The organism is uncultured Jannaschia sp. (assembly GCF_947494055.1).
Lineage (GTDB): Bacteria > Pseudomonadota > Alphaproteobacteria > Rhodobacterales > Rhodobacteraceae > Jannaschia.
In genome coordinates this window covers 87,759-113,651 of the sequence record NZ_CANLTR010000009.1, presented here as the reverse complement: position 1 = coordinate 113,651, position 25,893 = coordinate 87,759, and the positions used below count along the sequence as shown (strand labels likewise).

The 25,893-nt window shown below is 66.7% G+C and carries 23 protein-coding genes; 14 read left to right on the top strand and 9 right to left on the bottom strand.

Annotated features, from left to right (window positions below; genetic code table 11):
- Nucleotides 1-83: 83 nt before the first annotated feature.
- The 4 genes from recG to Q1A87_RS10755 all read right to left on the bottom strand — a co-directional run bounded on the left by recG (nt 84) and on the right by Q1A87_RS10755 (nt 5,661).
- Nucleotides 84-2,168 (bottom strand): ATP-dependent DNA helicase RecG, encoded by a 2,085-nt coding sequence (gene recG / locus Q1A87_RS10770; protein ID WP_299650973.1) that lies wholly within the window; start codon nt 2,166-2,168, stop codon nt 84-86.
- Nucleotides 2,165-4,408: an NAD-dependent DNA ligase LigA gene (gene ligA, locus Q1A87_RS10765; protein WP_299650970.1), complete on the bottom strand. Its 2,244-nt coding sequence runs from the start codon at nt 4,406-4,408 to the stop codon at nt 2,165-2,167. Before ligA ends, recG begins: the two co-directional genes overlap by 4 nt.
- 149 nt (nt 4,409-4,557) lie before the next feature.
- A complete protein-coding gene (ctrA, locus tag Q1A87_RS10760; RefSeq protein ID WP_299650967.1) occupies nt 4,558-5,268 on the bottom strand; it encodes a response regulator transcription factor CtrA in 711 nt (236 codons plus the stop codon).
- A 120-nt stretch (nt 5,269-5,388) separates the two neighbouring features.
- Nucleotides 5,389-5,661 carry a DUF1153 domain-containing protein gene (locus tag Q1A87_RS10755; protein WP_299650964.1) on the bottom strand — a complete coding sequence of 91 codons (273 nt, stop codon included), beginning with the start codon at nt 5,659-5,661 and terminating at the stop codon, nt 5,389-5,391.
- 126 nt (nt 5,662-5,787) lie between these two features.
- On the opposite strand from Q1A87_RS10755, the gene mnmA reads away from it, so the two are divergent.
- Nucleotides 5,788-6,939 (top strand): tRNA 2-thiouridine(34) synthase MnmA, encoded by a 1,152-nt coding sequence (gene mnmA / locus Q1A87_RS10750; protein ID WP_299650961.1) that lies wholly within the window; start codon nt 5,788-5,790, stop codon nt 6,937-6,939.
- Here the strand turns inward: mnmA and Q1A87_RS10745 are convergent.
- Nucleotides 6,933-7,733 (bottom strand): YrbL family protein, encoded by an 801-nt coding sequence (locus Q1A87_RS10745; RefSeq protein WP_299650958.1) that lies wholly within the window; start codon nt 7,731-7,733, stop codon nt 6,933-6,935. The genes mnmA and Q1A87_RS10745 overlap by 7 nt on opposite strands.
- 36 nt (nt 7,734-7,769) lie before the next feature.
- On the opposite strand from Q1A87_RS10745, the gene Q1A87_RS10740 reads away from it, so the two are divergent.
- The 3 genes from Q1A87_RS10740 to Q1A87_RS10730 all read left to right on the top strand — a co-directional run bounded on the left by Q1A87_RS10740 (nt 7,770) and on the right by Q1A87_RS10730 (nt 9,657).
- On the top strand, nt 7,770-8,189 hold the full coding sequence (locus tag Q1A87_RS10740) for a DUF2852 domain-containing protein (RefSeq protein WP_299650955.1): 420 nt from the start codon (nt 7,770-7,772) through the stop codon (nt 8,187-8,189).
- 81 nt (nt 8,190-8,270) lie between these two features.
- Nucleotides 8,271-8,735 carry an RDD family protein gene (locus Q1A87_RS10735; protein ID WP_299650952.1) on the top strand — a complete coding sequence of 155 codons (465 nt, stop codon included), beginning with the start codon at nt 8,271-8,273 and terminating at the stop codon, nt 8,733-8,735.
- Between the two features lie 91 nt (nt 8,736-8,826).
- The gene (locus Q1A87_RS10730) at nt 8,827-9,657 is read left to right on the top strand and encodes an arginyltransferase (protein WP_299650949.1); all 831 of its coding nucleotides are present in this window, start codon (nt 8,827-8,829) and stop codon (nt 9,655-9,657) included.
- 496 nt (nt 9,658-10,153) lie between these two features.
- Here Q1A87_RS10730 and Q1A87_RS10725 read toward each other — a convergent pair whose 3' ends face one another.
- Nucleotides 10,154-10,714 (bottom strand): hypothetical protein, encoded by a 561-nt coding sequence (locus Q1A87_RS10725; protein ID WP_299650946.1) that lies wholly within the window; start codon nt 10,712-10,714, stop codon nt 10,154-10,156.
- A gap of 309 nt (nt 10,715-11,023) precedes the next feature.
- Here Q1A87_RS10725 and Q1A87_RS10720 point away from each other — a divergent pair, with 309 nt between their 5' ends.
- From Q1A87_RS10720 to lexA, 6 genes are all read left to right on the top strand, one after another.
- The gene (locus Q1A87_RS10720) at nt 11,024-11,611 is read left to right on the top strand and encodes an aminodeoxychorismate/anthranilate synthase component II (RefSeq protein ID WP_299650943.1); all 588 of its coding nucleotides are present in this window, start codon (nt 11,024-11,026) and stop codon (nt 11,609-11,611) included.
- 2 nt (nt 11,612-11,613) lie between these two features.
- Nucleotides 11,614-12,633 carry an anthranilate phosphoribosyltransferase gene (trpD, locus tag Q1A87_RS10715; RefSeq protein ID WP_299650940.1) on the top strand — a complete coding sequence of 340 codons (1,020 nt, stop codon included), beginning with the start codon at nt 11,614-11,616 and terminating at the stop codon, nt 12,631-12,633.
- Nucleotides 12,634-12,635: 2 nt separating this feature from the next.
- Complete coding sequence (trpC, locus tag Q1A87_RS10710; RefSeq protein WP_299651041.1) at nt 12,636-13,442, top strand: indole-3-glycerol phosphate synthase TrpC; 807 nt, start codon at nt 12,636-12,638, stop codon at nt 13,440-13,442.
- Nucleotides 13,439-13,915, top strand: a complete 477-nt coding sequence (gene moaC, locus Q1A87_RS10705; protein ID WP_299650937.1) for a cyclic pyranopterin monophosphate synthase MoaC — start codon at nt 13,439-13,441, stop codon at nt 13,913-13,915. The genes trpC and moaC overlap by 4 nt, the downstream gene beginning before the upstream one ends.
- Nucleotides 13,912-15,087: a molybdopterin molybdotransferase MoeA gene (locus Q1A87_RS10700; RefSeq protein WP_299650933.1), complete on the top strand. Its 1,176-nt coding sequence runs from the start codon at nt 13,912-13,914 to the stop codon at nt 15,085-15,087. Before moaC ends, Q1A87_RS10700 begins: the two co-directional genes overlap by 4 nt.
- Before the next feature lie 90 nt (nt 15,088-15,177).
- On the top strand, nt 15,178-15,867 hold the full coding sequence (gene lexA, locus Q1A87_RS10695) for a transcriptional repressor LexA (RefSeq protein WP_299650930.1): 690 nt from the start codon (nt 15,178-15,180) through the stop codon (nt 15,865-15,867).
- A gap of 98 nt (nt 15,868-15,965) precedes the next feature.
- Here lexA and Q1A87_RS10690 read toward each other — a convergent pair whose 3' ends face one another.
- A complete protein-coding gene (locus Q1A87_RS10690; RefSeq protein ID WP_299650927.1) occupies nt 15,966-18,029 on the bottom strand; it encodes a ComEC/Rec2 family competence protein in 2,064 nt (687 codons plus the stop codon).
- 109 nt (nt 18,030-18,138) lie between these two features.
- On the opposite strand from Q1A87_RS10690, the gene gltX reads away from it, so the two are divergent.
- Both gltX and Q1A87_RS10680 read left to right on the top strand, forming a co-directional pair.
- Nucleotides 18,139-19,548 carry a glutamate--tRNA ligase gene (gene gltX / locus Q1A87_RS10685; RefSeq protein WP_299650924.1) on the top strand — a complete coding sequence of 470 codons (1,410 nt, stop codon included), beginning with the start codon at nt 18,139-18,141 and terminating at the stop codon, nt 19,546-19,548.
- 99 nt (nt 19,549-19,647) lie between these two features.
- Nucleotides 19,648-20,943, top strand: coding sequence for a citrate synthase (locus Q1A87_RS10680; protein WP_299650921.1), 1,296 nt, complete (start codon nt 19,648-19,650; stop codon nt 20,941-20,943).
- Between the two features lie 69 nt (nt 20,944-21,012).
- Here Q1A87_RS10680 and Q1A87_RS10675 read toward each other — a convergent pair whose 3' ends face one another.
- On the bottom strand, nt 21,013-22,116 hold the full coding sequence (locus tag Q1A87_RS10675) for a DUF6456 domain-containing protein (RefSeq protein WP_299650918.1): 1,104 nt from the start codon (nt 22,114-22,116) through the stop codon (nt 21,013-21,015).
- Between the two features lie 202 nt (nt 22,117-22,318).
- On the opposite strand from Q1A87_RS10675, the gene Q1A87_RS10670 reads away from it, so the two are divergent.
- Entirely contained in the window at nt 22,319-22,612 is a 294-nt protein-coding gene (locus Q1A87_RS10670; RefSeq protein WP_363322981.1) for a DUF6477 family protein, read from the top strand.
- Between the two features lie 19 nt (nt 22,613-22,631).
- Here the strand turns inward: Q1A87_RS10670 and Q1A87_RS10665 are convergent, their stop codons facing one another.
- A complete protein-coding gene (locus tag Q1A87_RS10665; protein ID WP_299650912.1) occupies nt 22,632-24,167 on the bottom strand; it encodes a trimethylamine methyltransferase family protein in 1,536 nt (511 codons plus the stop codon).
- A 154-nt stretch (nt 24,168-24,321) separates the two neighbouring features.
- Between Q1A87_RS10665 and guaA the strand changes: the two genes are divergently transcribed.
- On the top strand, nt 24,322-25,887 hold the full coding sequence (gene guaA, locus Q1A87_RS10660; protein WP_299651038.1) for a glutamine-hydrolyzing GMP synthase: 1,566 nt from the start codon (nt 24,322-24,324) through the stop codon (nt 25,885-25,887).
- Nucleotides 25,888-25,893 lie beyond the last annotated feature (6 nt).

Sequence of the window (25,893 nt, the reverse complement as noted above, 5' to 3'; positions counted from 1 at the left end):
TGAGTTGCTACTTTGTTCTCACGGCACGGTGCGTATGTAAAGAACTTTTTAAGAACATCCGCGAACGGAACGGGTCGCTCTCGCTAACCCACAGATAGCAGGCGCAGAGCTCGATCCTGTTCGGTGAGCCACAAAAGAAGGCGCGCGGCCTTACCGCGCTCGGTCTCGAGCTTCGAATCGGCCGCGAGGAGCGCCCGTGCGTCGCGACTCGCGATGGCCATCAGACCGGCCTGCCGTTCGAGATCGGCGACTCGGAACCGTGGCAGGCCGGATTGCGCCGTTCCGATCACGTCACCGGCGCCCCGCAGCTGCAGATCCTCCTCGGAAATACGGAACCCGTCCTCCGTCTCGCGCAGGATGCGGAGCCTAGCCTCCGCCGCCGCGCCGAGCGGCGCACGATACATCAGCAGGCAGGTCGAGGCCGCTTCCCCCCGCCCGACCCGGCCACGAAGCTGGTGCAGCTGCGCGAGCCCGAACGTCTCCGCCCTCTCGATCACCATGATCGAGGCACTGGGCACGTTCACGCCGACCTCGATCACCGTCGTCGCGACGAGGATGGACGTCTCCCCCGCCACGAACCGGGCCATCGCTGCGTCCTTCTCCGCCGGCGGCATCTGGCCGTGGACGAGGCCGACCGCCCCCTCCCCGAGCGCGCCCCGCAGCGCGCGAAACCGCTCCTCGGCGGAGGTCAGGTCGGCGGTCTCCGATTCCTCCACGAGGGGACAGACCCAGTAGGCCTGCCGCCCCTCCGCGATGGCCGTCCGCAGCTTGGCCACCACGTCGTCCATCCGCGCGACTGGCACCGTGGCGGTAACGACGGGCGTGCGGCCGGGCGGCTTCTCGTCCAGCACGCTCAGGTCCATGTCGCCGTATTGCGTGAGCGCGAGGCTCCGCGGGATCGGCGTCGCGGTCATCACCAGCACGTCGGTCGCCGCGTTCTTCTCGCCCAGCAGCAAGCGCTGGCGCACGCCGAAGCGGTGCTGCTCGTCGATCACGGCGAGACGGAGATCGGCGAAGGTCACGTCGCGCTGGAAGACCGCATGCGTGCCAACGAGGATAGCGATATTGCCCGCGGCCAGCGCGCCGAGCTTGGCCTGCCGTTCCCGTCCGGTGTCGCGCCCCGTCAGCAGTTCCAGCACGACGCCGGCCGCCTCGGCCAACGGGCGCAGGCTTTCGGCGTGCTGGCGCGCGAGGATCTCGGTCGGCGCCATCATCACCCCCTGCCCGCCCGCCTCCGCCGCCGTCAGGAGCGCCATCAGCGCCACCAGCGTCTTGCCGGACCCGACATCGCCCTGCAGCAGACGGTTCATCCGACGGGGTTCGGCCATGTCGGCGGCAATCTCCTCGACCGCGCGTTGCTGCGCCTGCGTCGGAACGTAGGGCAGCGCGGCCAGCACCTTGCGCCGGAGCCGCCCGTCCCCTTCGGTCACGACCCCCTTCCGCCGCCGGTCGGACGCGCGGGCCAGCGCGAGGGTGAGCTGGTGCGCGAGCAATTCGTCGTAGGCCAACCGCTGGCGCGCTGGCGCCGGGGTGCCGAGATCGGCCGCGGCTTCCGGGTGGTGCGCCTGCCGCAACGCGTTGGCGAAGCCGGGCCAGCCGCGCTCCACCATCAGCGCCGGGTCTATCCATTCCGGCAGGTCCGGCACGCGCTCGAGCGCCCCGTCTAAAGCCTTCGCCATGACCTTCGCCGTGAGCCCGGCGGTCAGCGGATAGACCGGCTCGTATTCGGGCAACGTCTCGTCCTCTGCGAGCACGTGATCGGGATGCGGCATCTGGGCCATGCCGTCGTAGAGTTCGACCTTGCCCGACAGGATGCGACGCGCGCCGGGCGGCAGGGTTCGCATATGCGCATCGCCCGAGCCGCGAAAATAGACGACCTGGAACGTCGTCCGCGCATCTTCCACCTCGATCCGGTAGGGTCGGCCCTTCGTCGCGGGCGGCATATGCCGGCCGACCGTCACCGGAACGGTCGCCACGTCCGGCAAGGTCACGTCGCGGATCGAGGCCACGGGGCTGCGGTCGATCCCGCCCGTGGGCAGCGTGAAAAGCAGGTCCTTCGGCACGGCCACCCGCAGGTTCGCCATCAGCTTCGCCGTCTTCGGCCCGATCCCCGGCAGCGTCTCAAGCCCGGCGAAGAGCGGGAACAGGCGCTCGGGGCGGCCGCTCATGCGCTCCCGATCAGCGCGAGCCAGCCATCCTCGTCAATCGTTTCCACCCCGAGTTCCGTGGCCTTCGCGGCCTTCGATCCGGCGCCCGGCCCGGTGACGACGAGATCGGTCTTGGCGGAGACCGAGCCCGAGACCTTCGCGCCGAGCGCCTCCGCCTGATGCTTGGCCTCCGCCCGCGTCATCTTCTCGAGCGAGCCGGTGAAGACGATGGTCTTGCCGGCGACCGGGCTCTGCGAGGCCACGGTTTCGGGCGCCTCCGGGTCGAGCTCGGCCAGAAGCGCGTCGATCGCCGCGCGCTCCGGGCCGGGCGCAAGCGCGTCGCAGATGGCCAGCGCGAGCGTCGCGCCGATGCCGTCGATGCCGATCAGGTCGTCCCATGCCGCGCGGGCCTTCGCCTCGATCTCCGCCCATTCGCGCGCGCGGGTCTCGGTGATCCGCGCGCGCCGGCCCTCCACCTCGGCGGCCGCGCGTTCGGGGAGGATCGCTTCCTCCGCACGCCGGTGCGCCTCCGCCGCCGGCATCGCGGCGTCGACTTCGTGCAGGAAGGCCTCCCAGGTCTGGAAATGCCGCGCGAGGTCGCGGCCCGCCACCTCGCCGAGATGGCGGATGCCAAGCCCGAACAGCACGCGCGCCAATTCCTGCCGGCGCGACGCCTCGATGGCCGCGAAGAGGTTGCCGGCGGAGGTATCGCCCCAGCCCTCGAGCCCAGCGACGGCGTCCGCGCCCGTCCCGTGCTGCGCCTCGAGCGTGTAGATGTCGGCCGGCGCGCGGACCCAGCCGAGTTCGTGGAAGCGCTCGATCTCCTTGTCGCCCAGCCCCTCAATGTCCATCGCGCCCCGCGAGACGAGATGCTTGAGCCGCGCCACCCGCTGCGCCGGACAGATGAGGCCGCCGGTGCAGCGGCGCACCGATTCCCCCGGCTCACGTCGCGCGGGGCTGCCGCAATCGGGACAGGTGTCGGGAAAGACGTAAGGCTCCGCATCGGGCAGGCGCGCGGAGAGGTCGACGTCCCGGACCTTCGGGATCACGTCGCCAGCGCGGTAGATCTCCACCCGGTCGCCCACCCGCAGGTCGCCCGTGCGGATCGGATTGCCGGCATTGTCCACGCCCGCGATATAATCCTCGTTGTGCAGCGTCGCGTTGGAAACGATGACGCCGCCGACCGTCACGGGCCGAAGCCGCGCGATGGGCGAGAGCGCGCCGGTGCGGCCCACGTTGATGTCGATCGCCTCGAGCCGGGTCCAGGCGGTCTCGGCCGCGAACTTGTGGGCGATGGCCCAGCGGGGCGTCGTGGAGCGAAAGCCGAGACGGCCCTGCAGCGCGAGGTCGTCGACCTTGTAGACGACGCCGTCGATGTCGTAGCCCAGATCGGCCCGCGCGGCCTCGATGGCCGCGTAGCGTTGAAGAAGCCCGTCCACACCGTCGCAGCGCCGCGTCTCCGGGTTGGTCTGGAAGCCGAGCACGCGCAGGCGGTCGAGCGCGTCTGTCTGCGTCTTGGCCAACGGTTCCGACAACTCGCCCCAGGCATACGCGAAAAAGCGCAACGGACGGGCCGCGGTGACCTGCGCGTCGAGCTGGCGCAGACTGCCGGCGGCGGCGTTGCGCGGATTGGCGAAGGTCTTGGCGCCGGCCTCCGCCTGCCGTTCGTTCAACGCGGCGAAGTCGGCGTGGCTCATATAGACCTCGCCCCGGACCTCCAGCACGTCGGGCGCGCCGTCGAGCGCTTCGGGAATGTCCTCGATGGTCCGCGCGTTCGCCGTCACGTCCTCGCCGGTCTGCCCGTCGCCTCGCGTCGCGGCACGGACGAGCCGTCCCGCCTCGTAGCGCAGCGACAGGCTCAGCCCGTCGATCTTGGGCTCGGCCGTGTAGGCGAGCGGAGCGTCCGGCGCGAGGTCGAGGAACCGGCGGATGCGGGCGTCGAACTCCCCGACATCGCTCTGCTCGAATGCGTTGCCGAGCGAGAGCATCCGCACTTTGTGCCGGACCTTGCCGAAGGTCTCCGCCGGAACCGCGCCGACCTGTTCGGTCGGGGAATCCACACGCTTGAGTGTCGGGAAGCGGTCCTCGATCGCGAGGTTCCGGCGCTTCGCGGCGTCGTATTCCGCGTCGCTCATCACCGGATCGTCGTCGCGATGATAGGCGGCGTTGGCCCGCGCGAGCAGATCCGAGAGACGCGAGAGTTCGGCCTCGGCAGATCCCGCGTCGAGCGCCTCGACCTCGATCTCAGACGTGTCCGACAAATTTCGTCTCCGCGCTCGGCTTCCGCAAGGGTGATATTGCGCGGGCTTCCGGGATGACAACAGATTCGGCGGCGGTTCCCTGGCTCCGATCCCGAACAAGGAAAAAGCCGCCCCGAAGGACGGCTTCCCGGTCCGCTCCGCCCGAGGGGTCAGGCGTGGGCCAGCTTCTTCTTGCCGCCGGCCTCTTCGGGATCGCGCAGCACGTAGCCACGGCCCCAAACGGTCTCGATATGCGTCTCGCCGCCGGTCGCGACAGAAAGCTTCTTGCGCAACTTGCAGATGAAGACGTCGATGATCTTGAGCTCCGGCTCGTCCATCCCGCCGTAGAGATGGTTGAGGAACATCTCCTTGGTCAGCGTCGTGCCCTTGCGGAGCGAAAGCAGCTCCAGCATCTGGTATTCCTTGCCGGTCAGGTGCACCGGCTTGCCGTCCACCTCGACCGATTTCGCGTCGAGGTTCACGGCGACGGAGCCCGTACGGATGATCGACTGCGAATGACCCTTGGAGCGGCGCACGATCGCATGGATGCGGGCGATCAGCTCGTCGCGGTGGAAGGGCTTGGTCATGTAATCGTCGGCGCCGAAACCGAAGCCGCGGATCTTGTTCTCGGTGCCGTCGTCGCCCGACAGGATCAGGATCGGCGTCTCGATCCGGCTCATGCGCAGCTGCTTGAGAACGTCGTGGCCGTGAATGTCCGGCAGGTTCAGGTCGAGCAGGATGAGATCGTAGTCGTAAAGACGTGCGAGATCGATCCCCTCTTCACCCATATCCGTCGCGTAGACGTTCAGGTTGGCACTGGCGAGCATCATTTCGATGCTCTTCGAGGTGGTCGGGTCATCTTCGACGAGCAGGATACGCATGTCTTTCTCCGAGGGTTCTCCGGGGTCTGACGCCACCATTAACGGAAATGGTTAACTTAACGTTACTGCAGTTAACGTAGCGTCCCCTTCCTCGGGGGCAAACATGGATCTCGGCAAAAACTATCGGAATTGCTGCAAAAGCGTCGTCTTCAATCCGTTCGTCCCATAGGACGTCATCGCCCGCTCCCAGCTATCGAACTCCTCGTCCGTCAACTCGTAGCGCGTCAGCGCCTCTTCCCGCGGAATCAGTCCGGACTGCACGCCGCGGATCACCGCTTCCTTGCGCCGCGCTACCCAGCGGGTCGTTCCAGGCGGCGGCAAGTCCGCCCGGGTCATCTGCGTTCCGTCCGGAAGCGTTACGATACGCGGTCCCGGCCCCTTTCGAATGTACATTTCGCCCTCCTTGGCCGTCGTGCAGCCTTGTTGCGCGGGCGTCGTTAAGCGCGGGTGAAGCCAAGCCTTGTGAATATCTCGGATTTTCCTATATCTCGCGGCTCTGACCGGCCACGGAGAGACTGCATGCCCCGCGACCTGCCTCATGGCGAGGACGTCAACAGCCTCGGCTTCGCCAAGGCGCCTGCCGACACCCGCGTGGTCGTGGCGATGTCGGGGGGCGTGGATTCCTCGGTCGTCGCAGCGATGCTCGCCGAGGAGGGCTACGACGTGGTCGGCGTGACGCTGCAACTCTACGACCACGGCGCGGCGCTCGCGAAGAAGGGCGCCTGTTGTGCCGGTCGCGACATTCACGACGCCCGTCGCGTCGCCGAGACGATGGGATTCCCGCATTACGTGCTCGACTACGAGAACACGTTCCGCGAGGCGGTGATCGACGAGTTCGCCGACGCCTATCTCGGCGGCGCGACGCCCGTGCCCTGCATCCGCTGCAACGAGCGGGTGAAGTTCCGCGACCTGCTCGAGACGGCGAAGGATCTCGACGCCGACTGCATGGCGACGGGGCATTACATCCAGCGCGCCGACGGGGCCAACGGGCCGGAGCTGCACCGTGCCGCCGATCCCGTGCGCGACCAGTCCTACTTTCTGTTCTCGACCACCGGGGAGCAGCTTTCCTATCTGCGCTTCCCCCTGGGCCACCTCCCCGACAAGGCCGCGACCCGGGCGCTCGCGGCGCGCTACGGTCTGCCCGTGGCCGACAAGCCCGACAGCCAGGACATCTGCTTCGTGCCGAACGGGAACTACGCCGCGGTGATCGAGAAATTGCGCCCCGGCGCAGGCGAGCCGGGCGCGATCGTCGACATGGAAGGTCACGAGCTCGGCCGGCACGAGGGCCTCATCCACTATACCATAGGCCAACGGCGCGGGCTCGGTATCGGCGGCCTCTCGGAGCCGCTCTACGTTGTCAGGCTCGACACGGAAGCGCGACAGGTCGTGGTCGGGCCGAAATCCGCGCTGGCCACGCGTCTGGTTCCCTTGCGGGAGATCAATTGGCTGGGCGACGCGCCGCTCGAGTCACGTCCGGAATGGCATATCGGCGTCAAGGTCCGCTCGACCCGTCCGCCGCGCGAAGCCATCCTGCGTCCGCTTCCGAACGGACTGGCCGAGGTCGAGCTCCTGACCCCGGAGGAAGGCGTGAGCCCCGGCCAGGCCTGTGTCTTCTACGACATGGACTCGACGCGCGTCTTCGGCGGCGGCTGGATCTGGCGCGGCTACTGACGCTCGAAGCGCCGGTCCGAACCGTTCCAGCGCAGGACCGAACCGCTTGCGATCCGGGCGAATCCGCGGTCGAGCGCCCGCGCATTCAATGCCGGGAAGTAAGTTTGCAACGGAATGAACGCCTTCTCGCCGTAGCCGTCGATCAGCAGGAATCGTCCATCCGGCACCGTCTCATCGAGCACGACATTACCCGCCGTCAGGTCCGGTACGACGACGTTCAGGTCGTAAAGGTCTCCGACGAACGCGTTGAGCTGCTTCAGTAGCGCAGTATTGAGAGGCCCGGCCCGCAGAAGCTCGCGCAGCGTGGGCGCCAGCGCGCCGCTCCGGTCGGGCACGCGCCGCGAGACCTGCGCCAGACCACGATCCGTCCGTATGACGGGGCCGAATTCGGCGATCGGAATCGGGCGGTCCAACCGCTCGGCTCGCAACGCTACGCGCAGGTAGCAGCGATACTCCTTCAGGAGATAGCGGTAGGGTCCAAGGCCGATGTGCCGCTTGATCCGGGCAATCAGACCGCGGCGGCGCGCATAGGCCGCTCGTTTCGTCTTCCGCAGGGTCTTGAGAAGCTGATCGGGATGCCCCGGACGCGCGAAGACGTCCCGGACCTTCCCCCGCGCGAGGCGATCCGTCCGTGACAAGTCGAGCCTGTGATCAGACGGGCGGGTCTCGGCCATACGACCCGAATATGCCACTTTCATGACGAACACCACCCAACCGACAGAGCATGTAAATGACCTTAACTTTTTATGCGCCGGCATCTTGCGCTCTGATCTGAGCGAGACCATCTCCTCCATGTGAAAGCAATTCACATACCAAGAGGAGAGACGCAGATGACCCCAGCCACCGCCCATACCGGCCGGATGCCCGGCAACTGGTTCGCCAAGGCCGAAGCCTGGCTCGACGCGCGCGGAAAGGGCGCGTGGATCGCGCTGACGATCGTGACGCTGTTTGCAGTCTGGCCGGTTGGCGTGGCCGTGCTCGCCTACGCGCTCTGGACCCGTCGCCTGTTCGGCCCTTCCCGCCGCGACGTCCGTCGAATGGCGCCGATGCGGTTCCGCAGCTCGGGCAATACCGCGTTCGACGCCTACAAGGCCGACATGCTGCGGCGCCTCGAGGACGAGCAGGAAGCCTTCGAGAGCTTCCTCGAGCGGCTGCGCGAGGCCAAGGACAAGGCCGAGTTCGACCAGTTCATGCAGGATCGGGAGAAGCGCGCCACGAACGGTGACGAGACCCGCCACGCGAACGCCTGATCCCGTGCCCCGCCCCGCACCTTGACCGCCTGCGGGGCGGGACCCACATTTTGACGAAAGCGCTTGAGGGAGCTGCCGCAGATGACCCAGTGGACCGACATGCAGACCCGCGCACTGACCCGGCTGCCCGATCCGGGCGCAATGCCCGAATTCTACGAGGGTGTCGTCGCCAAGCGGGGGATCGCATGGGTGGCGGATACGATCGTCATCACCCTGCTGACGACGCTTGCGGGCGTGCTGACGCTCACGGTCGGCTTCTTTCTCTGGCCGCTCTTCTTCCTCGGCATCGGCGCGCTCTACCGGATCGCGACCATCGCCGGCGGCTCCGCAACATGGGGGATGCGGATGATGGGGATCGAGTTCCGCGGGCATGACGGCGAACGGTTCGATATCGTACAGAGCGTTGCCCATGTCGGCGGTTATTACGCATCCGTTGCAACAGTCGTGCCGTGGTTCCTGTCGATTGCGACCATATCGACGACGCCCCGGCGGCAGAGCCTGACCGATTTCGTGCTCGGATCGGCCGTGATCAATCGACCCGGCTGAGACCCGACCGCGGCCGGCCGGCCATTTTCCGTTGACGGCCGGTCCGGGTTGGCTAGGGTCCGCTCGAACACAAGCAGACGATATGTCCTCCATGCGCCACAGCCTACCGCTGACGCCGCAGTTCTATGTGACTGCGCCACAATCGTGCCCCTATATCGACGGGCGGCGGGAGCGGAAGCTGTTCACGGCCCTGCAGGGCTCGGGCGCGACCGCGCTCAATGACAAGTTGTCGAAGCAGGGGTTCCGTCGCAGCCAGAACGTCCTCTACCGGCCCAGCTGCGCCGATTGCACGGCGTGCCTGTCCGCACGCATACGCAGCGCCGATTTCGAGCCCTCGCGATCCCAGCGGAAGACTTTGAATCGCAACGCCCATCTGCGGCGCGAGGTGACGTCGCCCTGGGCGACGGAGGATCAGTACGGCCTGTTCCGGCGCTATCTTACGGCGCGTCACGCCACCGGCGGCATGGCCGACATGGACATCTTCGAGTTCGCCGCGATGATCGAGGAGACGCCGATCCGGACGCGCGTCATCGAATACTGGGACGACCGCCCGAAGGCCGGGGGCGGCCTGCCGATCCTGCGGGCGGTCTGCCTGACCGACGTGCTCGATGACGGGCTGTCGCTGGTCTATTCCTTCTACGATCCCGACGTGCCGCAGCAAAGCCTGGGCACCCACATCATCCTCGACCACGTCGAAATCGCCCGCGAGGCGGCCCTGCCCTACGTCTATCTGGGCTACTGGGTCCCGGGTTCGCCGAAGATGGGCTACAAGGCGCAGTACTCCGCGCTCGAGATCTTCAAGGGCAATGCCTGGCAGCCGGTCGCCGATCCGCGTGCCCATGTGGACGAGACCCACCCGCTCTCGGTCGAGCCGATCGCGGAGCAAGTCGCACGGATCGAACTGCCGGACGACATAGGCTAGGATTGTCGCCGGCCAACTGCATCACCGCATTTGCACCAAAGCGGAGAGCGGCGACAGAACGACCTCGCGGGCCTAATTACGGACACGCCATTTTCGCAGCGTCCCGAGTAGCTGCGGCGAGACCTGACCCTTGAGCACGGCCGAGCCCATCCGTTGCGCCTTAAGAACCGCCCGAACGAGATCGCGAAGGACCACGTGGCGTGCGTGTCTTTCGTGAATGCCTAGTCACCCAACCGCGTAAGGACGCTGTCCGCAACTGGGGTAGCATTCGCATCGAACCCGTTCGGATAAGTTACGAACTTCGTTCCCGCGTTTGGTAGCACCGGCAGCACACCTTCGAGCGCCATAGGGTTGCACGAGAGCCCTGCAACCGGAGCCGACCGGCACGTGCCTCCGCTGTTTCTGCGGGTCGACCGTCGCCCGCGAGGCGCGACGGCGCCAATCGCTGTCTCCACCGACCGGCGTCGGACGAATGCGACGGCGGTACCGCGACTTCCTACTTCGGCACGAGCGTGACGGTGGCCGGGGCGCCGATTTCCTGCACATCTTCCCCGGCAGGCGCATCCGTCCCTTGCGGTGCGACATCGACCGACGCGGCCGGTTCCGCATCGGGCATGGAGACGGAGGGCCGGGCGGTAGTCGTCGGCACGGTCTCCACAGCACGTCCCGGAACGTTCGGCGCCTGCCCCGCCGCGGGATCGTCCGCGAACCCGCTTACCGAAACGACCCTCGGCGCGGCGCCGCTGCGTGTCTCCGCGCGAGGCATTTCGCTGGACGGGCGCGCGACGGCTGGCGCATCAGCCGCCGAAGCCGGGTTCGGCGCGATTGCCTCGGTAGGCGGAGCGATCACCCGATCCTCGGGGGGGCGATTCAATTCGCTCGCGTCGGGAAGCGCGACCGTCGCACGCGCGCGGGCTGGGGTATCCGTCATGTCCACCGGTGCCGACCCGGGCGGATCGACCGGTTCGAAGGCCATGTCCGCAGGGGACGGATCCGCCGGGATGCGGCCGATCGAGGATGCGCCGAACGACGCGCCGACATCGGGGTCCGATGGCACCGAAAGGCGTCTGTCCGCGCCGTCCGAACCGATCGGGTCGCGAGCATCCTCTCGCGGGGTTGCCCCGCCCTGGGGCGCACCGGGCCGCGCTTCGGGACCGGGTGCGCCGGGCGGCGCCTCCATCAACGATGCTCCGCCGATCAGAACGCCACAAGCCAACAACCCGCAGATCGCACCCAGCATCGTGCCGTTCCGCATGCCTCACCCCGCTCGATCCGAGACCGGCCCTTTCCCCGGGCCCCTGGCCCTCCTATAACCCGGCCGAGCGAGGGGCGCACCCTCGCGGGCTGTGCATTCGGAGGGACTGGCTTGCTTCTGCTGATCGACAATTACGACAGCTTCACCTGGAACCTCGTCCACTACGTCGCCGAGCAGGGTGCGGAGGTGAAGGTCGTCCGCAACGACGCGATCGACGTTCAGGCGGCGATGGCGATGCATCCCGCGGGCGTCCTGCTCTCCCCCGGCCCCTGCGATCCCGACCAGGCGGGCATCTGCCTCGCGATGGTCGAGGCCTGCGCCGAGACGCGCACGCCGCTCCTCGGCGTCTGCCTCGGTCATCAGGCGATCGGTCAGGCCTTCGGCGGCCGCGTCGTCCGCGCGGGCGAGATCGTGCACGGCAAGCTCGGCCGCATGGAAAACGACGGCACCGGTATCTTCGCGAACCTGCCCGGCGCGTTCGACGCGACGCGCTACCACTCCCTTATCGTCGAGCGCGCCTCCCTGCCCGACGCGCTCGTCGTGAACGCCGCGCTCGCTGACGGCACGATCATGGGCCTGCGCCACCGCGACCTGCCGATCCACGGCGTGCAGTTCCACCCCGAGAGCATCGCATCCCAGCACGGCCACGCGCTCCTGCGGAACTTCCTCGATCTTATGCCGCAGCCCAAGGTCGCCTGACCGTGAGCGAGACGATGAAGCCGCTGATCTTCGCCGCGTCCGAAGGTCCCCTCTCCCGCAGTCAGGCCGAGGCCGCCTTCGACGAGCTCTTCGAGGGCAGCGCCACGCCCGCGCAGATGGGCGGGCTTCTCATGGCCCTCCGCGCGCGCGGAGAGTCGGTCTCCGAATACGCCGCCGCGGCGGCAGCGATGCGCGCCCGCTGCAAGGCGGTGCGTGCGCCCAAGGGCGCCATCGACATCGTCGGCACCGGCGGCGACGGCAAGGGCACACTCAACATCTCGACCGCCGCCGCCTTCGTCGTGGCCGGTGCGGGCGTGCCCGTCGCCAAGCACGGCAACCGCAACCTCAGCTCGAAGTCCGGCTCCGCCGACGCCCTCGGGCAGATGGGTATCGACGTGATGGTCGATGTCGATCGGGTCGAACGGGCCCTCAGGGAAGTCGGGATCGCCTTCATGATGGCGCCCGTCCACCACCCGGCCGTCGCGGCCGTCATGCCAGTGCGTCAGGAGCTCGGCTGCAAGACGATCTTCAACATTCTCGGGCCGCTTACCAATCCCGCCGGCGTCAAGCGGCAGCTCACCGGTGCGTTCGCTCCCGACCTGATCTTCCCGATGGCCGAGACGTTGCAGCAATTGGGCAGCGAATGCGCCTGGCTGGTCCATGGCGGCGACGGGACCGACGAACTCTCGATCTCCGAGGTATCGCAGGTCGCCGTACTCGAAGGCGGCCGGATTCGGGGGCGGGAAGTTCATCCCGAGGATGCCGGGCTGCCCGTCCACCCCTTCCGCGACATCCTCGGCGGCACGCCGGAAGAGAACGGACGCGCTTTCGCGGCCCTTCTCGCCGGCGAACCGGGCGCCTATCGCGACGCGGTCCTCCTCAATGCCGCCGCGGCCCTTCTCATCGCCGACCGCGTGACCGACCTGCGCGAAGGCGCCGCGATGGCCGCGGACGCGATCGACAGCGGCGCGGCGCGGGCCAAGGTCGACGGCCTTGCCCGCATCACCTCGGAGGCCGCATGACCATGCCCACGATCCTCGACCGCATCCGGGACTACAAGCTCGAGGAGATCGCCGCGCGAAAGGCGGTGCGCAACCAGACAGCCATCGACGCCGCCGCCGCCGCCGCGCCGAAGGTGCGACCTTTCGCGGACAGGCTGCAGCGCGCTGCGATCTCCGGCTATGGCCTCATCGCGGAGATCAAGAAGGCCAGCCCGTCGAAGGGCCTGATCCGGCCGGATTTCGATCCGCCGGCCCTGGCCCGGGCCTACGAGGAGGGCGGCGCGACGTGCCTCTCGATCCTGACCGACGCGCCCTCCTTCCAGGGTGCCGACGCCTTTCTTTCCAATGCGCGCGCGGCGGTCGATCTTCCGGTCTTGCGCAAGGATTTCCTCTACGATCCGTGGCAGGTGGCCGAAAGTCGTGCCCTCGGCGCGGACTGCATCCTGATCATCATGGCCGGCGTTTCCGACGAGCAGGCCGCCGAACTCGAGGCGGCGGCCGAGGCCTGGGGGATGGACGCGCTCGTCGAGGTCCACGACCGGGGAGAGCTCGACCGAGCGTCCCGATTGAACGCGCGGCTTCTGGGAATCAACAATCGTGATCTCAATACCTTCGTGACCGACCTTCAGGTAACCCGCGATCTGGCACGGCACGCGCCGGAGGATCGCATCCTCGTCGCCGAGTCCGGGCTTTCCACCCCCGCCGATCTCGAGGAGATGGCCCGGTACGGCGCGCGATGCTTCCTCGTCGGCGAGAGCCTGATGCGCAAGGACGACGTCGCCCAAGCCACGCGCGATCTGCTCGCCACGCCACTCGCACCCCATCGATGAAAGGCCTCACTCATTTCGACGAAGCCGGTGCGGCGCACATGGTCGACGTCTCCGGCAAGGCCACGACCGACCGGGTCGCCGTGGCCGAAGGCTGGGTGAAGATGTCCGGCGAAACCCTTGACGTCATTCGCTCGGGTAGCGCTCGAAAAGGCGACGTCGTGGGCGTGGCGCGACTGGCCGGGATCATGGGGGCGAAGCGCACGGCCGATCTGATTCCACTCTGTCATCCGCTGCCGCTCTCGAAGGTCTCACTCGACCTCGTGCCGGACGACGGTCTCCCCGGCCTGCGTGTCACCGCCACCGTGGCGACCGCGGGCCGCACCGGCGTCGAGATGGAGGCGTTGACCGCCGTGTCGGTTGCCTGCCTGACGATCTACGACATGGCGAAGGCGGTGCAGAAGGACATGGAGATCGGCGGCCTGCGGTTGCTCTCCAAGTCCGGCGGCAAATCGGGCGACTGGACCGCGCCGTGATCTCGGTCGAGGCGGCTACCGAACGGCTGCTTGCGCTGGTCGCGCCCCTCCCGTCCGAGATGGTGCCGTTGCGCCTGGCCGCCGGACGCGTTCCTGCCGGGCCCGTCTCCGCCCGGCAAAGCCAGCCGCCCTTCGCTGCCTCCGCGATGGACGGCTATGCCGTGGCCGTCGAGGCTCCTGCGCCGGGGGATGCGTTCCGCGTCGTGGGCGAGTCTGCCGCCGGGCACCCATACGAGGGGCGTCTGGCAGTCACCGATGCAGTCCGCATCTTCACAGGCGCTCCCTTGCCCGAGGGAAGCCGCCGCGTCCTGATCCAGGAAGACGTCGTGCAGGATGGCGACACGATCCGCCTCGGCGACGACCCCGACAGGTCCGACTACATCCGCCCCGCCGGCGGCGATTTCGAGCGCGGCACCACGATGCCCGCCCCGTGCCGGTTGGGAAGTCGGGACATCGCTCTGCTCGCCGCGATGGGATACGGCGCCGTTCCGGTGGCGCGGCGCCCGAACGTGGCGATAATCATGACGGGCGACGAACTTCGCGCGCCCGGCGAAACGCTTGCGCCGGGTCAGATCACCGCGTCGAACGGCTATGGTCTGGCCGCAATGCTCGAAGCGGCTGGGGCGGAGGTCCGCCTGTTACCGATTGCCCGCGATCGTGCCGGTAGCCTTCGGACGGCGTTCGAATTGGCCCGCGAGGCCGATCTGGTCGTGACCATCGGAGGTGCCTCGGTCGGCGATCACGACCTCGTCGCCATGGCGGCCGGGCAGGCCGGGCTGGACCTCGCCTTCCACAAGGTCGCGATGCGGCCGGGAAAGCCCTTGCTCGCGGGGCGCCTAAACGCCGCGGCGATGGTCGGCCTGCCCGGAAACCCCGTTTCGGCAATGGTCTGCGGGGTCGTCTTCCTCCTGCCGATGCTTCGCCGGATGCTGGGACTTCCGGCAGAGATCGCGACCGCGCGCTGTGCCCTCGCCGCGCCACTCAAGGCTAACGGTGCGCGGCAACACTACATGCGCGGCCGGCGGGTGGCGGACGGGTGCGAAGCCGAGGCACGGCAGGACAGCAGCCTGCTCTCTGTCCTCGCCCGTGCCGACCTTCTCATCCTGCGGCCGCCCCACGATCCCGAACGCGCCGTGGGCGATCTGGTCGAGGTCATCGACCTGCCGGCCTGACGCGTCCTGTTGACACAAAACGGGAACCTTAATAGAACATTACACGACTGCGTCCGATGTGACGTGACCAAATCGAGGAAACCGGCTCCGATGCTGACCCGCAAGCAACGCGACCTTCTTGCCTTCATTCACAAGCGCGTGCAGCGCGACGGTGTGCCGCCGTCCTTCGATGAGATGAAGGACGCACTCGACCTGCGGTCGAAATCAGGCATCCATCGCCTGATCACCGCGCTGGAGGAGCGGGGCTTCATACGCCGGTTGGCGCATCGCGCGCGGGCGATCGAGATCACGCGTCTGCCCGAGGATATGAGCAACGGTGCGGGGTTCGTGCCGGACGTGATCCAAGGGGATCGTCCGGAAACGACGCCGTCGCGTTCCAGGCCCGTTGCCGTCGATGCGATGGAATTGCCGGTCATGGGCCGCATCGCCGCCGGTGTGCCGATCGAGGCGATCAGCGAGGTATCGAGTCAGGTTGCCGTGCCGAGCCAGATGCTCGGCCACGGGGGCGAGCATTACGCGCTCGAGGTTCGCGGGGACTCGATGGTAGACGCGGGCATCAACGACGGCGACATCGTCGTCATCCGCGAACAGCGGACCGCCGATGACGGTGCCATTGTGGTCGCGCTCGTGGAAGGTCAGGAGGCTACGCTGAAACGCTACCGTCGTTCGAACGGCATGGTCGCGCTGGAAGCGGCAAACCCCGCTTACGAGACGCGCCTTCTGCGCGAGGATCAGGTTCGCGTGCAGGGCCGGTTGGTCGGGTTGATCCGGACATACTAATCGTCGTTGCACGGCCACTCTTCGGGCTGGGCTTTTGGTGTGACCAGAGGTGGTAAACAGCCCGGCCGGCTCGGTCGGTCGACACCCCTTGCCGGTCGTCAGCCGCCGGGCAGCGGAACCCAAGGTCGCATACCTTGGACTTCCTTCGCCGTTGTAATCGTCATGTAGCCCGAAGCATCGCGCGACGTGGCGACGGCACCGGTATCCCGCATTGTTTCCTGATCGAAAACGGTACAGCCTACGGGTGCATCTGTCACAGGGTTGGCAGAAACGATCCAGTTGCCCCGCTGGCAGGCGGCGATAGCCGCGGGCAAGTCCCGTTTCCCGCGGGCGACATGGATCTCGGGTAGCGTCGGGTCGACGATCGTGGGCCGGGCCGCGGCTTCGGCCTGCGATACCGGATCGCCGTCGTTTTCCAGCCAGGACTCGGCTACGAAGCCGGCTCCGCTGTCGCGGCTCAACCAACGACCCGCAGGCGACATGACGCCTACGAGCCGCGCATCGTCGGAAATCAGGATCTCCGGTCGCGGCGCGCGCGTCCAAAGAATCACCGACAATCCGAGAAGCGTAATCGCGACGCCGCGTGTGCCCCATCCGCGCGCCGCGGCGAGCATGGCCATGCCCAACCCCAGAACCGGTAGCACCCGCCAGTCCGGCGCGGGGATCGGGCGGACCGCCCCGGGAAGCTCCGCCACCCGCCGGGCGACCTCGAGAATCCATTCGATCCCCCATCCCGCAACCATCAGTGGCAAGGTTTCGAGGCCCAGAGGCATGAGGAGAAGCCCGACAAGGAGCAGCGGCATCACCGCCATCCCCATCATCGGCACAGCCAGCATGTTTGCGAGGACGCCGAACTGCCCGACCCGGTTGAAATGCAGCGCCGCGAACGGTCCGGTTGCCGCCCCAGCGACAATCGACGACAGAAGCAAAGACAAGATCGCTCCCTTCCAGCCGCGTAGCCACGATCCGGCCTGACGCCGAGAGATCGCGTTGAAGACGACAACGAGCGCCCCGGTTGCAGCGAAGGACATCTGGAAGCCGGGTCCGGTCAGGCTTTCGGGGCGCCAGAGCAGGACGGCGATCGCCGCGATCGCGACGCTGCGGATGGACAGCGCCCGAGCCCCGAGCAGGATGGCGCCGAGCATCACGGCCGCCATCACGAAGGCTCGCTGCGTGGCGACCGTTCCGCCGGACAGGAACAGGTAGAAAAGGGCGAAGGGTAAGGCGATGGCGGCGGCCCATTCCCGCGTCGGGTAGTTCAGCGCGAGCGGCGGCACCAATGCCAACCCCCCACGAACGGCCCAGAAGACGAAGCCGACCAGAAGCCCCATATGCAGGCCCGAGATCGCAAGGAGATGCGCCAGGTTCGACGCACGCAACGCTTCGGTGACCTCCGCCGTCAGGCCCGAACGGTCGCCCGTGGTGATCGCGGCCGCTACTTCGCCGACCTGCCCCGGCAATCGGTCGCGGAGATTCTCCCCCACATGGGCCCGTAGCCGGGCGATCCAGAGGGCACTCCCCCCTCGCGGCGCCTCGGCGAGGAGCAGCGGGACGCGGCCGTAGCCGATGGCGCCGAGCTTCAGGAACCAGGCGTGGCGCTGGAAATCGAACCCGCCCGGCTCCGTCGGGCCGGCGGGGGGCGAGAGATGCGCGGTCGTCATGACCCGCAGACCGGGCTTCGGCGTGACGCCGGTCTCGTCCTGGAGCGAAACGCGGACGCGGCGCGGCGTTTCCGCCGGGCCCATCCGGTCGAGCCGCACCCGGTCCAGCGTGAGCCGGACCGCGCCGGAGGCGGACCGGTCGATCTCGACGATACGCCCCTCGACGGCACCGTAATAGCGCCATCCGAGCACAGGACCGGCAACGAGGTTCGTCCGCAATTGCGCTGCGAGAACGCCGGCGATCAGGATTGCGGCCAGCAAGGCAATGAATCCGGCACCCCCGCGCCCCATCCAGGCGAGGACGGCACAGGCGCCGCAGGCCACCCCCATCGTCCAGGCCACGGAGCGATCGGGCTCGAGCGGTAGAGCGAAATAGACGCCGATCCCGAAGCCGAAAGTCAGCGCGACCCAAGGCAGCCTGTGCCCGCGAAGCCCTTGCAACTCGGTGGTCAGGCGGAGCCACAGGCCACCTTGCGCGACCAGGGCATCGGCGGGGTACATCCTTGCCCTCCCAGTTCGGGCTGCCTATCAACCGCGCGACACTAGGTCCCGCCGGGTATACAAAGCGTTAACCATCCGGAGCCGAACCGACCGAATACGAGGACACGCCATGCCATCCGCCCCGATCGTCACGCGTTTCGCGCCTTCGCCGACCGGATACCTGCATATCGGCGGGGCCCGAACGGCACTCTTCAACTGGCTTTTCGCGCGGCGGCACGGCGGGCAATTCCTCCTGCGCGTCGAGGACACGGACCGCGCCCGCTCGACTGAAGCCGCGACGCAGGCGATCTTCGAAGGGTTGACCTGGCTCGGCCTCGACTGGGACGGCGAGCCTGTCAGTCAGGCGGCAAATGCACCTCGCCATGCCGGAGTGGCCCGACAGATGCTGGCGACGGATCACGCGTACAAGTGCTTCGCCTCGCAGGCGGAAATTGAAGCGTTCCGGGAGGCTGCGCGAGCCGAGGGACGCTCGACCCTGTATCGCAGCCCCTGGCGCGACGCGGATCCGGCAACGTATCCGGACGCGCCATACGTGATCCGGCTGAAAGCCCCGCTTGGGGGAACGACGACCATCGACGATGTCGTGCAGGGTGCGGTTGTCGTGCGGAACGATCAGCTCGACGACATGATCCTGCTGCGTTCTGACGGTACGCCGACCTACATGCTCGCCGTGGTGGTCGACGATCACGACATGGGCGTCACACATGTCATCCGCGGTGATGATCATCTCAACAACGCCGCCCGGCAAGCGCAGATCTACGCGGCGATGGGCTGGTCCGAGCCTGTCTGGGCGCATATTCCGTTGATTCACGGCGCGGACGGCAAGAAACTGTCGAAGCGGCACGGCGCGCTCGGTATCGAGGAATATGCCGAAATGGGCTTTCCCGCTTCGGCGATGCGGAATTACCTCGCGCGGCTGGGCTGGAGCCACGGAGACGATGAATTCTTCGACGATGCGCAGGCGCGAACGTGGTTCGATCTCGACGGGATTGGCCGCGCACCCGCGCGTCTCGATCTCAAGAAGTTGGAGAACCTGTCAGGCCAGCATCTGAGCGCGATGGACGACGAAGCAGTCACTGCAGCCGCACTCGACTGGAATGCGCGTGTCGGGAATGCGTCGATCGACCACGCGGCGCTTGCCTCCGCCGTGCCGCTCGTCAAGATGGCAAGCCGAACCTTGCCGCAGGTCATCGAGCGTGCCCGGTTCGCGCTCGTCTCCCGTCCGGTCACTCTCGACGAGAAAGCGGCCAGAGCACTGGACGCGGAGGCGCGTCGGCTGCTCGCAGATTTGACGCCGCACCTGCAAAGCGCTACGTGGAACAGGGAGGGATTGGAGCAGGTCGCGAAGGAGTTTGCCCAGTTGAGGGACCTGGGCTTGGGCCGCATCGCGGCACCGTTGCGAGCGGCGCTTGCCGGCCGAACGGCCACGCCCAGCGTTTTCGACATGATGACGGTCCTTGGGCGCGACGAGACATTGGCCCGGATTGTCGATGTCACGGAAGCCTTATCGGTCGGCTAGGTGGAATTACCCCTGTTGCCGGTTTGGCGACGGGAATTCGACGCGAGATAACAGTCATTTACCGGGCGACGGACGCTCGGCCCAAACCAGAGGACGCATATGGCAGAGACCAACAGGACGGCCAGTTTCACCCTCGACGGTGAAAGCCACGAACTGCCCGTTCTTTCCCCGACCGAGGGTCCCGACGTCGTCGACATTCGCAAGCTCTACAGCCAAGCGGACGTCTTCACCTACGATCCCGGCTTCACTTCGACTGCGGCTTGCGAGAGCGCGATCACGTTCATCGACGGTGACGAAGGAATCTTGCTGCACCGCGGCTATCCGATCGGACAGCTGGCGGAAAAATCGCATTATCTCGAGGTCTGCTACCTTCTACTCTACGGTGAACTCCCCTCGGCGGATCAACTCGAGACCTTCGAGACGACCGTCACACGTCACACGATGATCCACGAGCAGATGCACAACTTCTTCCGGGGCTTCCGGCGGGACGCGCATCCGATGGCGACGATGGTGGGCGTCGTCGGCGCTATGTCGGCCTTCTACCACGACAGCACCGACATCAACGATCCGTGGCAGCGCGAGGTCGCCTCCTTCCGCCTGATCGCCAAGATGCCGACGATCGCCGCGATGGCGTACAAGTATTCGATCGGTCAGCCCTTCGTCTATCCGCGCAACGATCTCGACTACGCAGCGAACTTTCTGAACATGTGTTTCTCGGTCCCATCCGAGCGATACGACGTGGATCCGATCCTCGCCCGCGCAATGGATCGCATCTTCACATTGCATGCCGATCACGAGCAGAACGCGTCCACCTCGACGGTACGGCTCGCCTCCTCGTCGGGAGCGAACCCGTTTGCCTGCATTGCGGCGGGTATTGCCTGTCTTTGGGGACCGGCGCATGGCGGCGCGAACCAAGCCTGTCTCGAGATGCTGCGGCAGATCGGAACGGTCGACCGTATTCCCGAATTCATAGACCGCGCGAAGGACCGGAACGATCCGTTCCGGCTGATGGGCTTTGGTCACCGGGTCTACAAGAACTTCGATCCGCGCGCGACGGTCATGAAGCAATCCGCCGACGAGGTACTGGAGCTTCTCGGTATCGAGGACAATCCGACGCTGCAGGTCGCCAAGGAGCTCGAGAAGCAGGCCCTCGACGATCCTTATTTCGCCGACAAGAAGCTGTTCCCGAACGTGGATTTCTATTCGGGGATCATTCTCGAGGCGATGGGTTTCCCGACCTCGATGTTCACGCCGATCTTTGCACTCTCCCGGACGGTCGGCTGGATCTCACAGTGGAAGGAGCAACTCTCCGATCCGGCCCTCAAGATCGGTCGACCGCGCCAACTCTATACCGGCGCGGCGCAACGCGACTACGTCGACGTCGAGAACCGGTAGGGTCGCACTCTGACGCGAAACGCCGCCCCTCAGGGCGGCGTTTCATGTAGCTCGAACCGAGGCAGGCGATCAGCGATGAAGATCGTCGTAGTGGGCGGCGAGCCGTTGCAGTGCAATGCGCAAAACGATCTTCCCCGAACGTGCGGCCCAGCCCATGCGCTTCTCCGCTGTTTCAAGCCCTTCGAGAAAGCAACAGACCCGGAGGACGACGTCGGCCAGGCCCGGGCCAAGCGCACGCAGCGCATCCGAAACTCGCTGCCGTGCGTCTTCGGGTCCACTACAATTGTTTCCCGATGCCATGTCGCCCCGGCTGCCGGCGGTCAGGAAACGTTCCCAGTTCTGTCCGATCCTCGGACCCATCTGCGCGCGTTCGAAATCTTCCCGGAGACGTTCGCCGGCAATGACGAGATCCATCGACAGGAACGGCTTGCCGTCGCGATCCTTCTTGCGAGCCAGACCGCCAAGCGGTGATTCACTCAGGTTCACGCGCAATGTCTCGTCGCCCTGCGGGCCGGGAACGACCCTTTCGCCCATTCCCATGTGCTGCGTCAGGAACGGGCTGGGCGATTCAGCCATGCCACGCGCTTCGACCTTGGCGTTAAGCGTGTCATTGAGCAGACGCTTCAGCGCCGCTCGTCCCGCCTCGGTGATGCGGTACCGCGTGATGCGCCCCGCTTTGTAGCAGGTCACCCAGTCCTTTAGCACGAAAGCCTGTGCGACAAGTTTTGGCACCGTTGCGGTGCGCGTCGGGGTCCCACCCGTCTCGCGCAGGACCGCCGCCTGCGGCATCCCCTGCCCCACGGCCAGGAAAGCGTCCGCCTCGCAGAGACGGCGCAGCACGCGCTTGGCCTCGCGATTCAGGGTCTCGTCGTCGATGAGTGTCGCGCGTGGGGGAAGTGCTGACATCTGGTGTGTCTCTTTCTGGTTCGTGAAAACCGCTGCGTCGCCGGCGGCCTCTGCGAGCCGCTCCATGATATCGTCCACGAGAGGATCGTCCCGGCGCTGCTCGATACGGCGAACCTGCCGCAGGATCGTCGACGCGGCACATCCGTTCTCCGCTGCAACGTCACGAAGCGGGCGGCCGGAATGCGCATGGGCGAGATACGCACGAGCGGCTTCCGGAACCCAGTCGGGCAGCGTCGAGACGGCGACGGATGCAGGAGACGACGGCATCGAACAACTCCAAGGGAATCCTGTGGAAAACGGAGTCAGGAGTCGCCCCGATTGGTTACCAGATAGTTAATTGTTGCCAACCTGTGGCTAATTGTTTCCAAAATGTAAACGCGCGCATCATGGCGCGCGCCGCAACCCAATTTGGCGCAACAGCGGCAACAATCGGGCCAGATTGTGGCGCATAGTCACCCCAAGCTGGACAATGACCATGTGCAACATCGCTAGTGAACTTGCCGCTCTTCGCCGCCCCGGTCTCCTCGTCGAGGCAGCGGCGCACGGAACCGCTCGCTACGAGCGCCGTCGGGATCTGCGCCGCATGCTCCGGGTCGCGATCCCCGCTTCGCCGAAGGCAGCTCTAGAAAAGCTGCTTCCGATCGAGGCGGCTTTGGAAAACCGCCGGAAAACGGCAGACAAGAATTATAGCCTTGCGCGCCATGTCGACATCCTCGTGGCGCTCCTCGCTGAGGCGCAAGCGTTCCGGCGCAGCGCTGCCTGAAGAACCCGGACGAAGAGTTTCAGGTAAAGGCGTCGGACATCGACGCCTTTTTCCGTTCCACGTACTCTTGCAATGCTTCGCGGACTGCAGGGTCCATCGCCGGTTGCTCGTAGGCTCCCAGCAGCTTGTCGACCCGAGCGGTCGCCAGAGCCCGCGTGTCCCGCGCGCCTTCGTCGGCCCAAGTCTCGAACGGCTTATAGTCCAGCAGATCGGATTTCCAGAACGCCGACTTGAAGTTCGCCTGCGTATGCGCGCAGCCCAGATAATGGCCGCCCGGGCCGACCTCCCGAATCGCGTCGACCGCGAGTGAATCGTCGTCGACGCTCACACCTTGCGCCAGCTTGTGCAGAACGCCCAACTGATCGGCATCCATCACGAACTTCTCAAAATCCGCGACCAGACCGCCTTCGAGCCAGCCGCAGGAATGCAGCATGAAGTTCACTCCGGACAGCAGTCCGGCATTGAGCGAGTTCGCGGATTCGTAAGCCGCCTGTGCGTCCGGCAGCTTGGACCCGTTGAAAGAGCCCGCGCTGCGATAGGGTAGGCCCAACCGCCGCGCGAGCTGTCCGGCGCCATAGGTGATCTGCGCCGCCTCCGGCGTGCCGAAGGTCGGGGCGCCCGAATTCATGTCGATCGAGGTCACGAACGCCCCGAAGATCACCGGTGCGCCCGACCGGACGAGCTGGCTGTAGGCCACGCCCGTCATGACCTCCGCCAGCACCTGCACCAATGTCCCCGCGACCGAAACCGGCGCCATCGCGCCGCCGACGATGAAGGGCGATATGATCGCCGCCTGGTTGGCCGCGGCATATTCCTCCAGCGCCCCCATCATTACCGAATCGAAGGTGAGCGGCGAGTTGATGTTGATGAGCGATACGAGCGCGGTCCGATCCTCGAGGCCGCCGAAAAGGATGTCGGCCATCTCGACTGAATCGCGGGCGCGGGACGGTTCCGTGACCGAGCCCATGAACGGCTTGTCGGTCAGCGTCATGTGCGCCATCAGCATGTCGTAATGCCGCTTGTTGACCGGCAGGTCCGTCGGCTCGCAGACCGTTCCGCCCGAATGGTGCAACCACTTCGACACGTGCCCGAGCCGGACGAACTTCTCGAAATCCGCCATCGTCGCGTAGCGCCGTCCGCCCCCGTCGCGCACGAAAGGCGGGCCGTAGACCGGCGCGAACACGAGGTTGCGCCCGCCGATCTCCACGTTCCGCTCGGGATTGCGGGCGATCTGGGTGAAGGTCGAAGGCGCCGTCGCGCAAAGCGAGCGGCACAGGCCGCGCGGAATGCGCACGCGGTCGCCCTGCACGTCCGCGCCTGCCACCCGCCAGCGATCCAGCGCGCCGGGATTTTCAGGGAACGAGACGCCGATCTCCTCCAGCACGGTCTCGGCCCGATCCTCGATGATCGACAGCGCCTCCTCGTTCAGGATGTCGAAGTTCGGGATGTTCCGGACGATATAGCTGGCCTGATCGATACGGCCCGACATGCGTTCCGCACGCTTCGCGGCACCACCGCCGCCCCGCCGTCCATGCCTGCGTCCGTCTTCCGCCATGCCGATCCCCAACGTTTGCGTCGTCGAGCCCCTCCCTAATGGTACCAGACGCAGCCCGGCGGTGCATTTGCGCCCCGGACGGGCGAAAGGCGACATGCAGTGAGGGCCGATCTTGCCGTCCGCACGCCCCCCGCGTAAGGCGCGATCCATGGATCTGCCCGAACACCAATGCCTCCTGATCGTCGACTTCGGCAGCCAGGTGACCCAGCTCATCGCCCGCCGGTTGCGGGAGCTGAACGTCTATTGCGAGATACACCCGTTCCAGAACGTCACCCCCGACCTGCTGAGCGCGCGGGCCCCGAGGGCGGTGATCCTGTCGGGTGGCCCGGCCTCGGTTCCCGATGCCGACAGCCCGCGACCGCCGGCAGAGGTGTTCGAGCTAGGCGTCCCCGTCCTCGGCATCTGCTACGGCCAGCAGGCGATGATGCAGATGCTGGGCGGTCGGGTCGTGCGCGGCGAGGGCAGCGCCGAATTCGGCCGCGCCTTCGTAACCCGGAAGACCGAGCTCGACCTGCTTGAGGGCTGGTTCGACGGGCTCGAATCGACCGGGCGGGAGCAGGTCTGGATGTCGCATGGCGACCATGTGGACCGCATTGCGCCCGGCTTCGAGGTCTTCGCCACTTCGCCCGGCGCGCCTTTCGCCGTCGTTGCCGATGCGGCGCGGCACTTCTACGGGATGCAGTTCCACCCCGAGGTGCACCACACGCCGAAGGGCCGGCGCCTGTTCGAGAACTTCGTGCGGATCGCCGGTTTCGACGGCGACTGGACCATGGCCGGCTACCGCGATCAGGCCATACAGGCGATCCGTGATCAGGTCGGCGACGGCAAGGTCATCTGCGGCCTGTCCGGCGGCGTCGATTCCTCCGTGGCGGCGGTGCTGATTCACGAGGCGATCGGCGATCAGCTCACTTGCGTCTTCGTCGATCACGGTCTCCTGCGGCAGGGCGAAGCCGAGGAGGTCGTGCGGATGTTCGGAGATCACTACAACATTCCGCTCATCCATGCCGACGAGCGCGACCTGTTCCTCGACGCGCTCGACGGCGTTTCCGATCCGGAAACGAAACGAAAGACGATCGGCCGGCTCTTCATCGACGTCTTCCAGAAGCATGCGGCCGAAGTCGGCGGCGCCGAATACCTCGCGCAGGGCACGCTTTACCCGGACGTCATCGAATCCGTCAGCTTCTCGGGCGGCCCGTCGGTGACGATCAAGTCGCACCACAATGTCGGCGGCCTGCCCGAGAAGATGGGGTTGAAGCTGATCGAGCCGCTGCGCGAACTCTTCAAGGACGAAGTGCGCGAACTCGGCCGGGAGCTCGGCCTGCCACCCAGTTTCATCGGCCGCCACCCCTTTCCCGGTCCCGGCCTCGCCATCCGCTGCCCGGGCGAGATCACGCGCGAGAAGCTCGACATTCTGCGCAAGGCCGACGCGGTCTTCATCGACCAGATCCGGCGCCACGGCCTCTACGACGAGATCTGGCAGGCTTTCGTCGCCATCCTGCCTGTTCGAACGGTCGGCGTGATGGGCGACGGTCGGACCTACGACTTCGCCTGCGCGTTGCGCGCCGTGACCTCCGTCGACGGGATGACGGCGGATTACTATCCCTTCAGCCACGATTTTCTCGGAGAGACCGCGACGCGGATCATCAACGAGGTGCCGGGCATCAACCGCGTGACCTACGACATTACCTCGAAGCCGCCGGGCACGATCGAATGGGAATGACGCTCG

Bases quoted from the DNA above. Each gene is read 5' to 3' on its own strand.
- recG (WP_299650973.1), bottom strand. From the start codon at position 2,168: ATGAGCGGCCGCCCCGAGCGCCTGTTCCCGCTCTTCGCCGGGCTTGAG.
- ctrA (WP_299650967.1), bottom strand. From the start codon at position 5,268: ATGCGTATCCTGCTCGTCGAAGATGACCCGACCACCTCGAAGAGCATC.
- Q1A87_RS10755 (WP_299650964.1), bottom strand. From the start codon at position 5,661: ATGTACATTCGAAAGGGGCCGGGACCGCGTATCGTAACGCTTCCGGAC.
- mnmA (WP_299650961.1), top strand. From the start codon at position 5,788: ATGCCCCGCGACCTGCCTCATGGCGAGGACGTCAACAGCCTCGGCTTC.
- Q1A87_RS10745 (WP_299650958.1), bottom strand. From the start codon at position 7,733: ATGGAGGAGATGGTCTCGCTCAGATCAGAGCGCAAGATGCCGGCGCAT.
- Q1A87_RS10740 (WP_299650955.1), top strand. From the start codon at position 7,770: ATGACCCCAGCCACCGCCCATACCGGCCGGATGCCCGGCAACTGGTTC.
- Q1A87_RS10735 (WP_299650952.1), top strand. From the start codon at position 8,271: ATGACCCAGTGGACCGACATGCAGACCCGCGCACTGACCCGGCTGCCC.
- Q1A87_RS10730 (WP_299650949.1), top strand. From the start codon at position 8,827: ATGCGCCACAGCCTACCGCTGACGCCGCAGTTCTATGTGACTGCGCCA.
- trpC (WP_299651041.1), top strand. From the start codon at position 12,636: ATGCCCACGATCCTCGACCGCATCCGGGACTACAAGCTCGAGGAGATC.
- moaC (WP_299650937.1), top strand. From the start codon at position 13,439: ATGAAAGGCCTCACTCATTTCGACGAAGCCGGTGCGGCGCACATGGTC.
- lexA (WP_299650930.1), top strand. From the start codon at position 15,178: ATGCTGACCCGCAAGCAACGCGACCTTCTTGCCTTCATTCACAAGCGC.
- Q1A87_RS10690 (WP_299650927.1), bottom strand. From the start codon at position 18,029: ATGTACCCCGCCGATGCCCTGGTCGCGCAAGGTGGCCTGTGGCTCCGC.
- gltX (WP_299650924.1), top strand. From the start codon at position 18,139: ATGCCATCCGCCCCGATCGTCACGCGTTTCGCGCCTTCGCCGACCGGA.
- Q1A87_RS10680 (WP_299650921.1), top strand. From the start codon at position 19,648: ATGGCAGAGACCAACAGGACGGCCAGTTTCACCCTCGACGGTGAAAGC.
- Q1A87_RS10675 (WP_299650918.1), bottom strand. From the start codon at position 22,116: ATGCCGTCGTCTCCTGCATCCGTCGCCGTCTCGACGCTGCCCGACTGG.
- Q1A87_RS10670 (WP_363322981.1), top strand. From the start codon at position 22,319: ATGACCATGTGCAACATCGCTAGTGAACTTGCCGCTCTTCGCCGCCCC.
- Q1A87_RS10665 (WP_299650912.1), bottom strand. From the start codon at position 24,167: ATGGCGGAAGACGGACGCAGGCATGGACGGCGGGGCGGCGGTGGTGCC.